The 13,991-nt window shown below is 72.0% G+C and carries 13 protein-coding genes and 1 riboswitch; of the genes, 5 read left to right on the top strand and 8 right to left on the bottom strand.

What is annotated here, in order from left to right; translation table 11 throughout:
* Window positions 1-7: 7 nt before the first annotated feature.
* The 7 genes from ACSHT8_RS07695 to ACSHT8_RS07665 form a co-directional block, all read right to left on the bottom strand.
* Window positions 8-1,597 (bottom strand): amidohydrolase, encoded by a 1,590-nt coding sequence (locus ACSHT8_RS07695; protein WP_436499108.1) that lies wholly within the window; start codon window positions 1,595-1,597, stop codon window positions 8-10.
* Window positions 1,594-3,240, bottom strand: coding sequence for an allophanate hydrolase (atzF, locus tag ACSHT8_RS07690; RefSeq protein WP_436499106.1), 1,647 nt, complete (start codon window positions 3,238-3,240; stop codon window positions 1,594-1,596). Before atzF ends, ACSHT8_RS07695 begins: the two co-directional genes overlap by 4 nt.
* Complete coding sequence (locus ACSHT8_RS07685; protein WP_436499104.1) at window positions 3,237-5,225, bottom strand: 5-oxoprolinase/urea amidolyase family protein; 1,989 nt, start codon at window positions 5,223-5,225, stop codon at window positions 3,237-3,239. The genes atzF and ACSHT8_RS07685 overlap by 4 nt, the downstream gene beginning before the upstream one ends.
* Window positions 5,222-5,860, bottom strand: a complete 639-nt coding sequence (locus tag ACSHT8_RS07680; protein WP_436499102.1) for an urea amidolyase associated protein UAAP2 — start codon at window positions 5,858-5,860, stop codon at window positions 5,222-5,224. The genes ACSHT8_RS07685 and ACSHT8_RS07680 overlap by 4 nt, the downstream gene beginning before the upstream one ends.
* The gene (locus ACSHT8_RS07675; RefSeq protein WP_436499100.1) at window positions 5,857-6,555 is read right to left on the bottom strand and encodes an urea amidolyase associated protein UAAP1; all 699 of its coding nucleotides are present in this window, start codon (window positions 6,553-6,555) and stop codon (window positions 5,857-5,859) included. Before ACSHT8_RS07675 ends, ACSHT8_RS07680 begins: the two co-directional genes overlap by 4 nt.
* Before the next feature lie 55 nt (window positions 6,556-6,610).
* Window positions 6,611-6,714, bottom strand: a riboswitch (guanidine-I (ykkC/yxkD leader).
* Between the two features lie 22 nt (window positions 6,715-6,736).
* Window positions 6,737-8,098 (bottom strand): IS607 family element RNA-guided endonuclease TnpB, encoded by a 1,362-nt coding sequence (tnpB, locus tag ACSHT8_RS07670; RefSeq protein ID WP_436499098.1) that lies wholly within the window; start codon window positions 8,096-8,098, stop codon window positions 6,737-6,739.
* 152 nt (window positions 8,099-8,250) lie between these two features.
* Window positions 8,251-9,198 (bottom strand): S1C family serine protease, encoded by a 948-nt coding sequence (locus ACSHT8_RS07665; RefSeq protein ID WP_436499096.1) that lies wholly within the window; start codon window positions 9,196-9,198, stop codon window positions 8,251-8,253.
* A gap of 214 nt (window positions 9,199-9,412) precedes the next feature.
* On the opposite strand from ACSHT8_RS07665, the gene ACSHT8_RS07660 reads away from it, so the two are divergent.
* The 5 genes from ACSHT8_RS07660 to ACSHT8_RS07640 are packed head-to-tail and all read left to right on the top strand — an operon-like array spanning window position 9,413 to window position 13,202.
* Window positions 9,413-10,420 carry a glutamate-cysteine ligase family protein gene (locus tag ACSHT8_RS07660; protein WP_436499094.1) on the top strand — a complete coding sequence of 336 codons (1,008 nt, stop codon included), beginning with the start codon at window positions 9,413-9,415 and terminating at the stop codon, window positions 10,418-10,420.
* Window positions 10,417-11,388 carry a glutathione synthase gene (gene gshB, locus ACSHT8_RS07655; protein ID WP_436499092.1) on the top strand — a complete coding sequence of 324 codons (972 nt, stop codon included), beginning with the start codon at window positions 10,417-10,419 and terminating at the stop codon, window positions 11,386-11,388. The genes ACSHT8_RS07660 and gshB overlap by 4 nt, the downstream gene beginning before the upstream one ends.
* Window positions 11,385-11,783, top strand: a complete 399-nt coding sequence (locus ACSHT8_RS07650) for an MAPEG family protein (protein ID WP_436499090.1) — start codon at window positions 11,385-11,387, stop codon at window positions 11,781-11,783. The genes gshB and ACSHT8_RS07650 overlap by 4 nt, the downstream gene beginning before the upstream one ends.
* Window positions 11,783-12,994, top strand: a complete 1,212-nt coding sequence (locus tag ACSHT8_RS07645; RefSeq protein WP_436499088.1) for an MFS transporter — start codon at window positions 11,783-11,785, stop codon at window positions 12,992-12,994. The genes ACSHT8_RS07650 and ACSHT8_RS07645 overlap by 1 nt, the downstream gene beginning before the upstream one ends.
* Entirely contained in the window at window positions 12,951-13,202 is a 252-nt protein-coding gene (locus ACSHT8_RS07640; protein WP_436499086.1) for an amphi-Trp domain-containing protein, read from the top strand. Before ACSHT8_RS07645 ends, ACSHT8_RS07640 begins: the two co-directional genes overlap by 44 nt.
* A 3-nt stretch (window positions 13,203-13,205) precedes the next feature.
* On the opposite strand, the gene ACSHT8_RS07635 is transcribed toward ACSHT8_RS07640, so the two are convergent.
* Complete coding sequence (locus ACSHT8_RS07635) at window positions 13,206-13,949, bottom strand: DUF1206 domain-containing protein (RefSeq protein ID WP_436499085.1); 744 nt, start codon at window positions 13,947-13,949, stop codon at window positions 13,206-13,208.
* Window positions 13,950-13,991: the final 42 nt, after the last annotated feature.

Here is a 13,991-nt window from a genome sequence, read left to right as displayed (position 1 = left end):
CGGTATATCAACCAGTCCGGTGCACGACTCGACCGCCGACGACCGTCAACGCGACGGGCAGGTCGGGGAGGTCGTCCGCCGGGGTGGTCAGGGGATCGCCCGCGAACGCGGTCAAGTCCGCTCTGGCGCCTTCCCGGATCGTCCCCGCGATGTGCTCCTCGCTCGCGCCGTGTGCGGACCATGTGGTGTGGCCGGCGAGGGCTTGCAGCGGGGTGAGGGCCTGGTTCAGGCCGACCGGCGTGCGGTCCCGAGCCCCGGCGGGACGGCGCAGCCGCGCTCCGGCCATGACCACCCTCGGGTCGTAGGAGGCGATCGGCCAGTCGGAGCCGAGGGCCACCTTGCCGCCCGCCGCGACGATGTCCGCGCAGCGGAAGGCCGCGGGGAGCCGCTCGGGGCCGACGCGGGCGGACCACGTGTCGGTGTGGTCGGGCAGGATCCAGTCCTGGTGGGTGGGCTGCAGCGAGGCCACGACATCGAGTTCGGCGAACCGCGGCACATCCGCGTCCGCCAGCAGTTCGGCGTGTTCGACGCGGTGCCGTCCGCCGCCGATCCGGGAGTACACGTCGAGGGTGTGGTGCACCGCGCGGTCGCCGATCGCGTGGGTGAAGCAGGGCAGGCCCAGGTCGACGACGGCGCGCGCGGCTCGTTCGAACGCGGCCACGTCTGTCCAGAAAGGACGGACGCTTTCGCCTGCGCAGTCCGGGTGGTGCAGCCAGGCGGAGCCGCCGTCGACGGTGCCGTCGAGGAAGAACTTCACCGCGCCGACCCGCCAGCGCGCGCCCGGACGGAGCGCGCGGACGGTCTCCAGGGTGCCGTCGACGTCATCGGGCAACGCCCATGGCGCCAGCAGGACGCGTAACGGGAGGCGGTCGTCCAAGGCGTTGAGGACGGCCTCGGTGCCCGGCCACAGGTCGAGCACGTGGACGCCGGTGATCCCGCAGGCGGCCTGGGCGGCGAAGAGCGCGGCGGCGTCGCGGGCGATGTCGTCGACGCTCGGCGGTGGGACGGCGGCGTTGCCGAGCAGGACCGCGGACAGCTCGTGCAGGAACCCGGTGGGCTCGCCTTCGTCGTCCACCACGATCTCGGAGCGGTCACCGAATCCGATCGCGCCGGTGATCCCGGCCAGCCGCAGCCCCGCGGTGCTCATCAGGGCGTTGTGGCAGTCGGCGAGCAGAAGGAACGCGGGGCGGCCGTCCACCGCGCGGTCGATGAGCGCGCGCGGGGTGTCCGGGAGGCTGACGAGCGCGTCGTACTCGACGCCGTCCGCGATCACCCAGGCGTCCTCCGGCAGTCCCGACGCGGCCTCGCGGAGCAGGTCCAGGAGTCCGTCGAGAGTCGTGACACCCCAGGCGTTCGCGCCGCGGCGGGACGTGATCCCCAGCAGCGGATGCTGGTGCGAGTCGACCAGGCCGGGGGTGACCGTCAGGCCCGCGCCGTCGATCACCTCCGTGCGCGCGCCGACCTGCCGTAGGACGTCAGACGTCGTGCCGACCGCGGTGATCCGGCCGTCCCGCACCGCCACCGCGGCCGCGGCCGGGCGGGCCGCGTCCATGGTGTGCACGGTCGCGTCGCGGATGACGAGGTCGGCGACGGTCATCGGGTGGCCGCCAGGTAGGCCCGCCAGCCGCCGTGGTGAGTGATGTCGGGCGCCCCTCCGACATCCGTCGCGACGAACCCGGTGACGACCCGGCCGTCGTCGAGGCGGACCGGGCCGAAGCCCAGCGGTGCCGCGACTGTCGGCAGGAGCGCGCCGAGACCCTGGTTCGGCAGCTCCCAGATCTCCACCTCGATACCGTCCGCCGGGCCGTCGCCGAGCACGAGTCCGGGGCGCGGGAACGGGCCGGGCACGCGGAAGAGGCGGTAGCCGCCCGCGGTCCGCGCGCGGGCGTGCAGCTTCCCGCCGAGGCCGACCAACTGCGGATTGGCGGGTTGGCCGGTGAGGTGCGCGCCGACCACGGCCAGGTGCACGCTGCCGGGAGCGGCCGCTGGTTCAGCGACGGCCTCGCCGGTCCAGCGCGCGCCGAGGTCGAGCAGCGGCCGGTCGGCGAACGCGGGTGCGATGAGCTGCACGCCGAACGGCAGCCCGTCCGGCCGGGTGCCCGCCGGGACCGCGATCGCGCACAGGTCCAGCAGGTTCACCATGTTCGTGTACGTGCCGAGGCGCGAGTTCGCCCCGACCGGATCGGCGGCGACCTCTTCCAGTGTCGGGTGGCCCGGCGTGACCGGCAGCAGCAGCGCGTCCGCGCCGACGAACACCCGGGACGCGATGGCGCGCAGACGTTCGAGCTGGTCGAGACCGGCGAACGCGGCCGCCCCGGTTATCGACTGGGCTCCCAGGACGATCTTGCGGACCGTCGGGTCGAGGTGCGGGCCGTCCGGGTCGAGTTCCTCGCCGAACGCCGCCAGCCGTTCGGCGACGAACGGGCCGCTGTAGAGCAGCCGCGCGGCGTCGAGGAACGGGGTGATGTCGACCGGGACCAGCGTCGCGACCGTCCCCGCGTGCGCCAGCGCCGCCTCCCACGCGACCCGGTGCGGTTCGTCCAAGTCCAGCGGCGCGTCCGGTACGGCGATCACCCGCATCCACCGCGCCACGCCTTCCGGCGCGGTGGCGGGCATCGGCCGCGACCACGGCGCCCCGTCGAACCTGGCCAGCGCGTCGAACGCGAGCCGCGCTGTGGCCACGTCGCGGGTGAACGTGGTGACGCAGTCCAGCGACGGGCAGGCGGGGACGACACCGGCCGTGGACACCAGGCCCCGGGTCGGCTTCATGCCGACAATCCCGTTGAACGCCGCGGGAACCCGGCCACTACCCGCGGTATCCGTGCCCAAAGCCAGCGGCACGATCCCGCTCGCCACGGCGACCGCGCTGCCCGAACTGCTGCCCCCGCTGACGTGCGCGGCCGACGCGACACTGTGGCAGGCGCCGTAGGGACTGCGGGTGCCGACGAGTCCGGTCGCGTACTGGTCCAAATTGGACTTCCCGATCGGCACGGCGCCCGCGTCGATCAACGCTCGAACGGCCGCCGCGTGGCGCGTCGCCGGGGTGAGCCGGGTCGGGTTGCCCGCGGTGGTCGGTACGCCCTCGACGTCGATGTTGTCCTTCACCGCGAACGGGACGCCTGCCAGCGGCCCGTCGCCCGCTTCGTCGTCGAGCGCCTTGACGCGCACGTCGTCGAACACCGTGATGAAGGCGGGCTGCGGGGTCTCGCGCGCGGCGGCGACGGCAGCGGAAAGCGTCATGGGGTCTCCCACCTGGCCCGTTCGTCGGCGAACGCGGCCTGGCGCCGCGCCCGGAGGGTGGCGATCTCGGCGGCGTGCTCGGTCTCGATGGCCGCGACCTCGGCCAGGGAGAACGTCGCCGGGCGGGTGACCAGGTCGGCCCGGCCCGCCAAGATGTCGGCCCGCAGGTCGGCCAGTTCCTCGGCGCTGACCGGCTGGAACCGCAGCCGGTCGAACTGCCGCAGCAGCCACGGCCGCTCGCCGGAGCCGGGCACGTGCCGCCAGACCGGAACGGTCCGGCCGACGAGCTGATAGCCGCCTGGACCTTCCATTCCGTACACGCACAGGTAGACCCCGCCGATGCCGACGGCGTTCTGCGGCGTCCATGTGCGCGCCGGGTCGTACTTCGTGGTCACCAGCCGGTGCCGCGGGTCGAGCGGCACCGCGACCGGCGCGCCGAGGTAGACGTCGCCGAGGCCGATCACCAGGTAGGTGGCGGCGGTGACGATGTCGAACACCTCGTCGCGGTCGCGCAGGTCGTTGACCCGGCGGATGAACTCGACGTTGTCCGGGCACCACGGCGCGTCCGGCCGCACCGAGCGCGCGTAGCGGGCCATGGCCTCGTGCGCGAGCGGGTGGTCGAGCGCGAGCGGCATGGTCACCTCCCGCACGTCGAGCGTGACCTCGGTCGGGTCGGGGATGTTCAGCGCGTGGTCGAGGACGACGTCGGCCAGCCCGGCCGGATCCGCTTGCAGGAGAAGGGATCGGACCCCCTCGACCATCTCGCTGATCCCGGGCACGGCCTCCGCGCGCAGCCGCTCGGCTAGCAGGTGCACCCAGAAGCGGACGGTCAGGTCGAGCTCGGCCGGACCGGCCTCCAGCAGCAGGTGGTGGTCGCCCGCGCGCCTGAGCACGATCTCGGGCCGGTGCCCGTCGGCCGCGAGCCTGCCCAGCACCACGCCGGACTCGCCCCGCCGACCGGAGATTGTCTGACGTCGTACAAGGGGGACTCGGGGTGAGATCACGTGCAGGTCGGCCAGCAGCGAGTCGCGGTCGGCGTTGACCGCTTCGGCGTCGGCGGGGGAGACGACCTCCAGCCGAACCGTGTCACCGGGACGCAGTTGGGCGAGCTGCCACCGGTCGGCGCGGATCACCACGCACGGCACGACGAACCCGCCCAGGCTCGGCCCGTCCGGCCCGACGATCACCGGGGTGTTCCCGGCGAGCATGATCCCGCCGATGGGGTAGGCGCTGTCGTGGATGTTCGACGGGTGCAGCCCCGCCTCGCCGCCGTCGCGCCGCGCCCAGCCGGGGGTCGGCCCGATCAGCCGCACCCCGGTGCGGTCGGCGCGGTGGTCGACGGTCCACGTCGCGGCGAACAGCTCGTCGACGCCGTCCGGGGTCAGGTGTTCCGGGGCGCCGTGCGGGCCCGCCAGGACCCGCAGCGTCCAGTCGTGGCGGAGTTCGGGGAGCAGATCCGCCACGTCCATCGGCGGGTCGAGGTTCTCCGCGCGGCCGATCGGCAGGTTCGCGCCTTCGGTGAGCGGACGCCCCTCCCAGCCGCCGAAGCCGCCCAGGGTGAACGTCGCGCGGCTGCCGAGGTCGAGTGGCGCGGCGATGCCGCCCGCGATCGCGAGGTACGACCGCAGACCGGGCTCACCGCACGGCCCGAGGTCGAGCACACCGCCCGCCGGGACAACAGTGACGATGCCCAGGTCGACCGGCTGCCCGTCCAGCGTCGCCTCGTGCGCCGCGCCCGTCACGCACACCAGCGCGCGCTCGCTGAACCGCAGCGTCGGGCCGACCGCGACCGCCTCCAGCCCGGCCGCTCCCCGGTCGTTGCCGACCGCGCGGGTGGCCAGGGCGAACGACAGGTCGTCCCACGCACCAGACGGCGGCACGCCCACGTCCCACAGCCCGCGCCTGCCCTCCAGGTCCTGCACGGTGGTCTGCACCCCAGGCTTGATGACCTCGATGGTCGCCGTCCGGATGACGGTGGCCGTCACTGGCTCCACCAGCCCTGCAACTGGATCGGGGTCGGGTTCCAGCCGTTGCACGGGTTGTTGAGCTGCGGGCAGTTGCTGACCAGCGCGATGATGTCGCGCTCGGCCCGCACCTGCACGTACTTGCCCGGCGCCGACACGCCGTCGGCGAAGGTGAGGCCGCCGTCCGGGGTCAGCGGGACGTTCATGAAGAAGTTGATGTTGTGGCCGAGCTGGGCCGGTCCGATGCCGACCTCGGCGCCGTAGCGCAGGAACGTCTGCCTGCACGCGTGCTGGTGGCGGGTGTGCGTGCCGTAGCGGATGACGTTGGACTCCTGCGAGCACGCGCCGCCCACGGTGTCGTGCCTGCCGCAGGTGTCCTCGGTGATCGTGGCGAGCACGTCGAGGTTGGCCGACAGCAGCTTCGAGCCGGTGGTCAGGTAGACCGCGCCCTGCTCGCGGATGGTGTCCGTCGCGCTGTAGCGGTTGTCGAGGTCGGCCGCGTCGTAGAACAGCGTGTCGGCGGCCTGGTTGCCGTGCAGGTCGACGATGCGGAACGTGCCGCCCGCAGGGATCACCCCGACCCAGCCGTCCCCGGCGTCCACGGTGACATCCAGGTCGAGGAACTGTGTCGATGATTCGCTCGCGAGCTCGCTCATGCGAATACCCCCTTCGCGGCGATGAGCGCACGGGCACTCTCGGCGCGGAACGTCAAGGACGGGTCGTCGTCGCCGTACGACTCGCCTTCGAGCACCTCGGCCAGCACGGCCCCGGGCTGCCAGACCGGGTCGGACGGGTGCGGGGCGGTCGAGAGGATCACCAGCAGGTCGACCTCGGCGCGCAGTGTCACCCAGTCGCCCGCCTCGGCGTGGTTCTCGACGAATCCGAGGCCGCCGTCGTCGCCGACGGCGAGCTTGCTGAAGAAGTTGACGCACGCGTGCAGGTGCGCCGCGTCGCGGCCGTGTTTGGTCAGTTCGCTGATCACACCCGCCCGCGCGGACCGGCGCCACTCGTTGCGGTCGGCGCCGTAGGACGACGGCCCGAACCTCGCGACGTGGGCGTCGGTCGAATGCCCGCCGAGCGCGTCGTGCCAGTCCAGGGTCGAGCCGACCACCGACGCGAGGCCGACACCGCGGTCGGACATCAGCACCATCGGCGGGTGGATGCGGGCGCTCATCTGCGCCTTGAGGGTGTCGGGGATGTTCAGCCGGTCGACCGGGTCGCCCGCGGCGTAGAGGAACGTCGAGCAGTTCGCCCGGTCCTGCTGGGCGGTCAGCCGCAGTACACGGCCGCGGCGGACTTGGACCGACCAAGCCGCCGCGGCGGGAATCTCATGGCTCACTAGCGCGGGCAAGCGACGACCTCCGCTTCGTCGAAGGCCCCGCGGGTACGGCTCGGGGCCAGGTGTGGCCTCCCGGGCTTTTGTCCCGCCGTGGAACAAGGCTGCCGCCTTGCCTGCGTCTCTCGGACCAGTCCCGGAGGCATGCTCGACGGAACCCTAGACGCGCCGTTGCGAGTGAGGGAACTCTGGTGGTTCATGTCTCGCAGCCCGCCGTTGCCTGCGGGCGGTCCCCGTCTTGCCCACCTGGGTGGCGCGGGGTGGACGCTTCACAGCCGCCTGCCGAGCTGGACTCGGTCTTCTGGTCGGCTCCACGTCCGTTTACCGTCTCCCGGCCACTCCGGGCGACGTACTGCTTGAGGTTGATCGCGGCGTTGAGGTCCCGGTCGAGCGTGAGACCGCAGGCATCGCAGGTGAACGTTCGGACGGCCAGGGACAGTTTGGGTTTCACCGTCTGGCAGGCCGAACAGGTCTTGGAAGAGGGGAACCAGCGGTCGGCGACCTCGAGTCGGCCACCGTTCCAGGCCGTCTTGTACGCGAGTTGGCGACGGATCTCGGCGAACCCGGCGTCGGCCAGGTGCCGAGCCAGCTTCCGGTTTTTCAGCATGCCTGCGACGTGGAGATCTTCGACGACGACCGTGCCGTAGGTGGCTGCCAGGGCGGTGGTGAGTTTGTGCAGCCCGTCCTTGCGCTGGTTGGCGACCCGGGTGTGCAGGCGGTTGACCTTGTGGCGTGCGCGCTCCCAGCGTTTCGACGGACAAGCCCCGGTGCGTCGGTCCGGACCGTGACGACGCGACAGGGTCCGCGAGACCTTCCGCAGTGCGCGCAGCGCCGCAGTCAGGTGTCGCGGATTGGGCACGCACTCACCTGTGGAGCTCACAGCCAGGTTGGCGATGCCCACGTCCACCCCGGCCCGCAGCGCGGGCCTGGCAGGCGTGCGCTGTGCACGCTCGACCTCGACGGTGAACGAGCAGTACCACCGGGTCGCCTCGCGGCGCACCGTGGCCGACAGGATCCGGGCGGTACCGGCCTCCAGGCGGCGCGCCAGTTTCCTCGTGGACTCGTGCGTCTTGATCCGCCCCACCCTCGGCAGGGTGACATGGTGTCGATCGGATTCGACCCGGAGCACCCCGGTGGTGAACCGCACACTCGGCACGGTGCGGCGGCGGGACTTGAACCGGGGAAATCCGACCTTGCCGCCTGCGCGCTTGCCCGACCTGGAGTCGCCGAAGTTCTTCAACGCGCGGGCCACGCCGTCCAGCCCGGTGTTGAACGCCTCCTTCGAACACTCGCCCCACCACGGCGCGACCTCGCTCTTGGCGCGATTCCAAGCGCGCCGCAACGCTGGCAAGTTCCACCCCAGCGCCGGGGTGAGACAGTCGTCGTCAAGGCCGTAGGACCGTTCCGCCTGTCGCTGTTCGATGTTCGCGCTTACCCGCGCCAACGCCCAGTTGAACGCGAACCGGGCCGCCCCAGCGTGCCGTCGCAGATCGCGGACTTGCGTGGGTGTCGGATCCAATGCGAACCGATAAGCGTGCACCACAACCGCCGTGCTCATCCGGATTTGCCGGTCTCAGCCGTGCCCAACTCCACCATCCGCCCGAAGCGCGTCAACCGATCATGGCGTTCCACGACGACGACCGTAACGGCAGGGTCCGACAGATTCGAGAGCACTTGGTGGTCCCCACCGCCATGTGAGTCCGGGCAGGCTCAGCCGGCTGAAAGCTCGGTGGGTACCGCATAGACATCGACCATGGCGCCGTTCCGCAGGACGGTGATCGGCAGGTCCAGGCCGATCGCCTCGCCGAACAGTTGACGCTGGATGCCCTGCGCGTCGTGCACCTGCACCCGGCCGACGGTCAGCACGAGATCACCCGCGCGCAGTCCGGCGCGCGCGGCGGGCCCGCCCGCGACCACCTCCACCACCCGCAGCCCGGCGCGCTGGCCGGTGCGGTCGGCGACGTCGTCGGGCAGGGGAGCGGGGACGCCGACCACGCCGAGGTAGGCGCGGCGGACGCGGCCGTCGGCGAGCAGGGTGTGGATGATCCGCAGCGTCGTGGCGTTCACCGGGACGGCCAGGCCGAGGCCGAACCCGGCGACGGCGGTGTTGATCCCGACCACCCGCCCGGCCGAGTCGGCGAGCGCGCCGCCCGAGTTGCCGGGGTTGAGGGCGGCGTCGGTCTGGATCACGTTCTCGATCACCCGGCCGGTGCGCCCCTGCCGGACCGGCAGCGCCCGGCCGAGCGCGCTGACCACGCCCGCCGTCACCGAGCCCGCGAGGCCGAGCGGGTTGCCGACGGCCACCACGAGCTGGCCCACGACCAGCCGGTCCGCGTCGCCGAACCGGGCTGGCGGCGGGGTCTCGCCGTCGACCTGCAGGACCGCGAGGTCGGAGAGCGCGTCGCGGCCGACCACGACGAACCCGGCCTCGGCGCCGTCGGCGAAGGTGACCGTGCCCGACCTGGCCGAGCCGACGACGTGCGCGTTGGTGATGAGGCTCGACAGCTCGTCGAAGATGACGGCCGACCCGCTGCCCTGGTCCAGCCGCACGGCCGCGACCTGCTGGGTGATGGTGGCGGCGACCGCGCTGACCGTGCGCGAATAGGCGTCGAGGGCCTCGGCCTCGGTGGGCAGCACTGGTTCGAGGTCTTCGGACACGTCGACCACCGCCCCTCGATTACTTCATTTCATTGCCTCCAGTGTGCGCCCGCCGCGGTTGATCTCGCGACGAGTTCACCCTCAGCGGACACTCCTGCGATTCGACGTCGCCCGCGGCATTGCCGCCGCGGGGTCAGGGATGAGACACGTATCAGTACCGCGGTTGCGTACCTCCACGGAGGTGGACGCCGAGTGATCGCGGGAGCGTGGCCGCATGAAGCTGAGCCAAGCAGTCGAGCGGCTGTTCACCCCGGCCCACCGGCCAGGACGGGTGGGCGCCGAGGTCGAGCTGATCGCGGTCACCGACACCGCCGACCCGCGCCCGGTCGACCCGGCCGTGCTGCGCGCCGGGTTCACCCCCGACTTCGTGCGGTCCGCGGTCCCGACGTTCGAGCCAGGTGGGCAGCTCGAACTCAGCCCGCCGCCGAGGCGGTCGGTGGACGCGCTCGTGCGTGACCTGCGGGCCCTGTTGTTCCAGGCGTCGGCGATCGCAGACGGGCGGGGTGTGCGGCTGGAGTCGGTCGGCACCAACCCGTACCACGACTGCGACGACGTGCCGCTGCGCACGCCGCTGCCGCGGTACGTGGCGATGCAGCGGGCGTTCGACGAGGTCGGGCCCGACGGCAGGCGGATGATGCGGCTCACCGCGTCGCTGCAGGTCGCCGTCGACCTGCTGCCGGGGGCGGCGGGGCGGGAGCAGTGGCTGGTGGCGAACCTCGCCGGTCCGCCGCTGGCCGCCGCCTTCGCCAACTCGCCGAGCCTGGACGGGCGGCCCGCGGGCGTCGACGGCGCCCGGACCCGCATCTGGCAGGGCGTCGACCTGCGGCGCACCGGCTACGACGGCCGTCACCTCGACCCCGCCGATCCGCAAGGCGCGTACACCGCGTTCGCCGCCGCCGCGCCCCGGCTGGCGATCCCCGAGACCGCCGACCCGGCCTACCACCTGACCACGCTGTTCCCCCCGGTCCGGCCGCGCGGCGGCTACCTGGAGGTCCGCTACCTCGACGCCCAGCCGGTCGACCGGATCGGTGAGGCGGTGCGGGCCGTGGTGACGCTGCTGACCGACGCCCGCGCCCGCCGCGACGCGCTCGACCTGCTGTCACCGCGGCTCACCGACCAACAGCGCGCCTGGAGCGAGGCCGCCGCAGGCTACTCGCCCGAGTCGGCGGAGCTGCTGTCCATTGTCCAAACGCGACAGATCGTGCGCGGAGGTGTGTCATGAGGGTCGTCTTCGTCGCCGATCCGCTTGAGTCGCTCGACGCGAGTATCGACACCACGGTCGGCCTGATGCACGCCGCGCAGGCGAGCGGCGCCGAGGTCTGGGTGACCGAGGCAGGTCACCTCGAAGCCGTCGACGGGCGCGCCCGCGCGGCGGCCCGGCAGGTGCGGCTGGCCCCGACCCGGCCGGTCGGCGGGGTCCGGTGGACCGTGCCCGACCCGTGGTTGACCGTCGTGGCCACGCGGCCGATCTGGGTCGACGACGCCGACGCGGTGTTCATCCGCACCGAGCCGCCGGTCGACCAGACCTACACCACCGCGACCTTCGTCCTCGACCTGGTCGACCCGGCGCGCACCGTGATGGTGAACGACCCGCGCGGCATCCGGGCGTGCAGCGAACACCTGCTGCCGCTGCGGTTCCCGGACCTGATCCCGCCGACCGTGGTCACCGCCGCCGAGCACACCATCCGCGAGTTCCTCGCCGCACACGGCCCGGCGGTCGTCAAGCCGGTCGACGGCTTCTCCGGCCGCGGCGTGCTGCGGCTCGACCTCGCCGACCCGAACCTGCCTTCGCTCATCGAGCTGTCCACCGACCACGGCAGGCACGCCGTGATCGTGCAGCGGTACCTGAGCGAGGTGGAATCGGGGAACAAGCGGCTGTTCGTGGTCGCGGGGGAGCCGGTGGGCGCGGTCTACCGGTTCCCGGCCGACGGCGACTTCCGCATCGGCCACCCGTCGACGAAGGCGCCGATCACCGCGCGCGACCGCGAGATCTGCGCCCGCCTGGCGCCGACGCTGCTGGTCAACGGCCTGCACACGGTCGGGCTCGACGTCATCGGCCCGCACCTCATCGAAGTCAACCTCACCAGCGTGGGGGCGCTCCGCAAAGCCGACGCGCTGCTCGGCTGGACCCTCTGCGCCGACTTGATCGACAGCGTGCTCGACACGCGCGAAGAACGGAGATCAGCATGACCACCGCCATCATCTGCACCGCGATCCTCGCGTCCGCGGTGTTCATCTTGGGACTCAACGTCTCCATCAACCGCGGCAAGGCGCACAAGGAGGGTCGCAGCCAGTTCGACCTCAGTCCCGACGACAAGCTCTTCGTCGCGATCCGCGCCCACGGCAACGCCGCCGAGTACGTCCCGACGCTGATCGTGCTGTTCCTGCTCGTCGGCGCGCGCAGCCCGGACTGGGTGGCGATCCCGCTGATCGTGGGCGCGACCATCGCCCGACTGGCCCACGCCTACGGCTTGATCAGCGCGGGCAGCCTCAACGTCGAGACCAAACTCCGCTTCGGTGGCGCGGCCGGGACGTACATCTTCGGCGTGGCGCTGGCCGTCGCCGCGGCCGCGAGTCTGATCTGATGTCCACCCACCCCGCCATCCGCGCGCTGCGCGTCCGGTCGTTCCGGGTCTACGTTCTCGGGCAGCTGCCCTCGGTGACGTGCTCGTGGGCGCAGGTCGTCGCGCTGGCCTGGGTCGTGGTCGAACTCGACCCGCGCGCGCTTGGCTGGGTGGTGGCGCTGCAGTTCCTGCCCAGTGTCCTCTTCGGACCGTGGTTCGGCGCCGTCGTGGACCGCCATGACCGGCGGCGGCTGCTGATCCTGGCCGAGGCCGGCCTCGGCCTGGTCGCCCTGTACTTCGCGCTGGCCGACCTGACCTTGCCGCTGATCTACGTCCTGGCCGGGGTGTGGGGCGTGGTGAACGCACTCGACACCCCGGCCAGGCGGGCGCTGGTGCCGATGCTCGTGCCCGCGGACCTCGCGGCGAGCGCGTCGGCGCTGACGGGGACGGTGCTGTTGGTCGGCATGACCACTGGCACCGCCATCGGCGCCGCGATGATCACGACCGTCGGCGTCAGCGCGACCTTCGGCCTCAACGCGCTGTCGTTCCTGCTCGACATCGTGTTGCTGCTGACCATCCGCGTCCCCGAGTCACCGCGGGTCCGGCGCGCACCCGGCCAGATCCGCGAAGGGCTGCGCTACGTGTGGCGGACTCCGGTGCTGCGTGGCGCGATGGTCGTGCTGGGGACGATCGGGACGTTCGCGTTCACCGTTCAGGTGTCGGTGCCGACTCTCGTACGGGACGGCGGCGCGGGGCTGGTGGGGACCGCGTTCACGGTGCTCACCGCGGGCGGACTGGTCGGCACGGTGGCCGCCGCGGTCCACGGCCGTCCCGGGCCGCGCATGCTGCCGTGGGCGACGCTGCTCATGGCCGCCTCCTCGGGCCTGACCGCCGCCGCGCCCGTCGCGCCGGTCGTCCTGGTCGGGATCGGCGGGATCGGGCTTGCGTGGTCGCTGATCATCGCCGCGGTGATCGCGACCCTGCAGACCGCCGACCCGTCCATGACCGGCCGCGTGATGGCGCTGTTCTCGGCGGTGCTGCTCGGCGGAACCGCGTGCGGCGGCCCCGTGGCCGCGACCCTGGCCGACGTGGCAGGCCCGCGCGCGCCGTTCGTGGTGGGAGCCGCCGCCGCGCTCGCCGTCGCGACCCGATTGAATGTCGCCCGAACTGATCGAACCGGGAGGACACATGGCCGAGACACGGGACGTCGAGAAGATCTACTCCACCGATGACGTCGTCGCGAAGCTGCGCAGGCTGGCCGACGCACTGGAGTCGGGAACTTCGTTCCGCATCCAGATCGCGGGCGAACGCATCCGCGTCCCCGTCCGCGCCCAGTTCTCCATCGAACACGAACGCGGCGACGACGAGGAAGAGATCGAGTTCCAGCTCAAGTGGTCCTTGGTCGAAGACGACGACGAGGACAGCGACGCCGTCGTCTGACCCTCACACCCGGTGCGCCCGCGCCGCGGCGAAGCAGTACACCCCGAAGGCGGCCAGCCCTACGGCGATGAGGACCAGCAGCACGATGCCGTAGGGCTCGCCCGCCAGGGTGTGGAGCGCCTTGTCCAGGCCACCGGAGTCCTCCGGGTCGGCCGTGAAGGCGGCGGTCCCGACCAGGACCCCGATGACGGCGTAGGCCAGGCCCTTACCGGTCCACCCGACGCGGCCGATCCGCTTGACCCAGCGCTGACTCCCGTCGGGGAGCGTGGACATGTCGAGATCCTGCTCAAACGTGTGCTTGATCCCTTTGCGCAACACGATGAACGCCGTGACGAGAATCCCGACGGCGACCGCGGCCACCAGGAACTGGCCGTACGGCAACGCCAAGACCTTCGCGGTCAGGGCCTGCTGCTGACCGGTGCTGTCCGTGGACCCGGACCCGACGGCGAACTGGACGGCCGCGATACCGATGAGGGTCGCGGTGATGGTTCGAGCGAGAGCGCCAATACGTCGACCCGTCCGTTTGCGGGTCTTGGTGATGTAGGTGAAGCCGACCGCGGCTTCGGTGATCTGCCAGAGGGCGAAGAGGAACAGGCCGAGGGCGAGGGTCCAGAGAAGGACGGGCCCCGCAGTGGTCGAGGCGATCTCGGCCAGGGCACCTTTGGAGTCCGTTTGGGCTTGATCCCCCATAATCACCTGCAGCGCCAGCCAGGCGATCAAGATATGGACGGCGCCATAGAAGAGCATGCCGATCCTGCCCGCCACTTGTAAGGCAGGGTTCTCCCGGAC

The sequence above is a fragment of the Actinokineospora sp. HUAS TT18 genome (assembly GCF_051364635.1).
Classification (GTDB): domain Bacteria; phylum Actinomycetota; class Actinomycetes; order Mycobacteriales; family Pseudonocardiaceae; genus Actinokineospora.
The sequence above is the reverse complement of the archived record's forward strand: the minus strand, read 5'-3'. Positions and strand labels throughout refer to the sequence as shown.

Excerpts from the sequence above, each read along its gene's own strand:
- gshB (WP_436499092.1), top strand. The coding sequence starts at position 10,417 with ATGAGGGTCGTCTTCGTCGCCGATCCGCTTGAGTCGCTCGACGCGAGT.
- ACSHT8_RS07695 (WP_436499108.1), bottom strand. The coding sequence starts at position 1,597 with ATGACCGTCGCCGACCTCGTCATCCGCGACGCGACCGTGCACACCATG.
- ACSHT8_RS07650 (WP_436499090.1), top strand. The coding sequence starts at position 11,385 with ATGACCACCGCCATCATCTGCACCGCGATCCTCGCGTCCGCGGTGTTC.
- ACSHT8_RS07645 (WP_436499088.1), top strand. The coding sequence starts at position 11,783 with ATGTCCACCCACCCCGCCATCCGCGCGCTGCGCGTCCGGTCGTTCCGG.
- ACSHT8_RS07640 (WP_436499086.1), top strand. The coding sequence starts at position 12,951 with ATGGCCGAGACACGGGACGTCGAGAAGATCTACTCCACCGATGACGTC.
- ACSHT8_RS07635 (WP_436499085.1), bottom strand. The coding sequence starts at position 13,949 with ATGCTCTTCTATGGCGCCGTCCATATCTTGATCGCCTGGCTGGCGCTG.
- tnpB (WP_436499098.1), bottom strand. The coding sequence starts at position 8,098 with ATGAGCACGGCGGTTGTGGTGCACGCTTATCGGTTCGCATTGGATCCG.
- atzF (WP_436499106.1), bottom strand. The coding sequence starts at position 3,240 with ATGACGCTTTCCGCTGCCGTCGCCGCCGCGCGCGAGACCCCGCAGCCC.
- ACSHT8_RS07680 (WP_436499102.1), bottom strand. The coding sequence starts at position 5,860 with ATGAGCGAGCTCGCGAGCGAATCATCGACACAGTTCCTCGACCTGGAT.
- ACSHT8_RS07660 (WP_436499094.1), top strand. The coding sequence starts at position 9,413 with ATGAAGCTGAGCCAAGCAGTCGAGCGGCTGTTCACCCCGGCCCACCGG.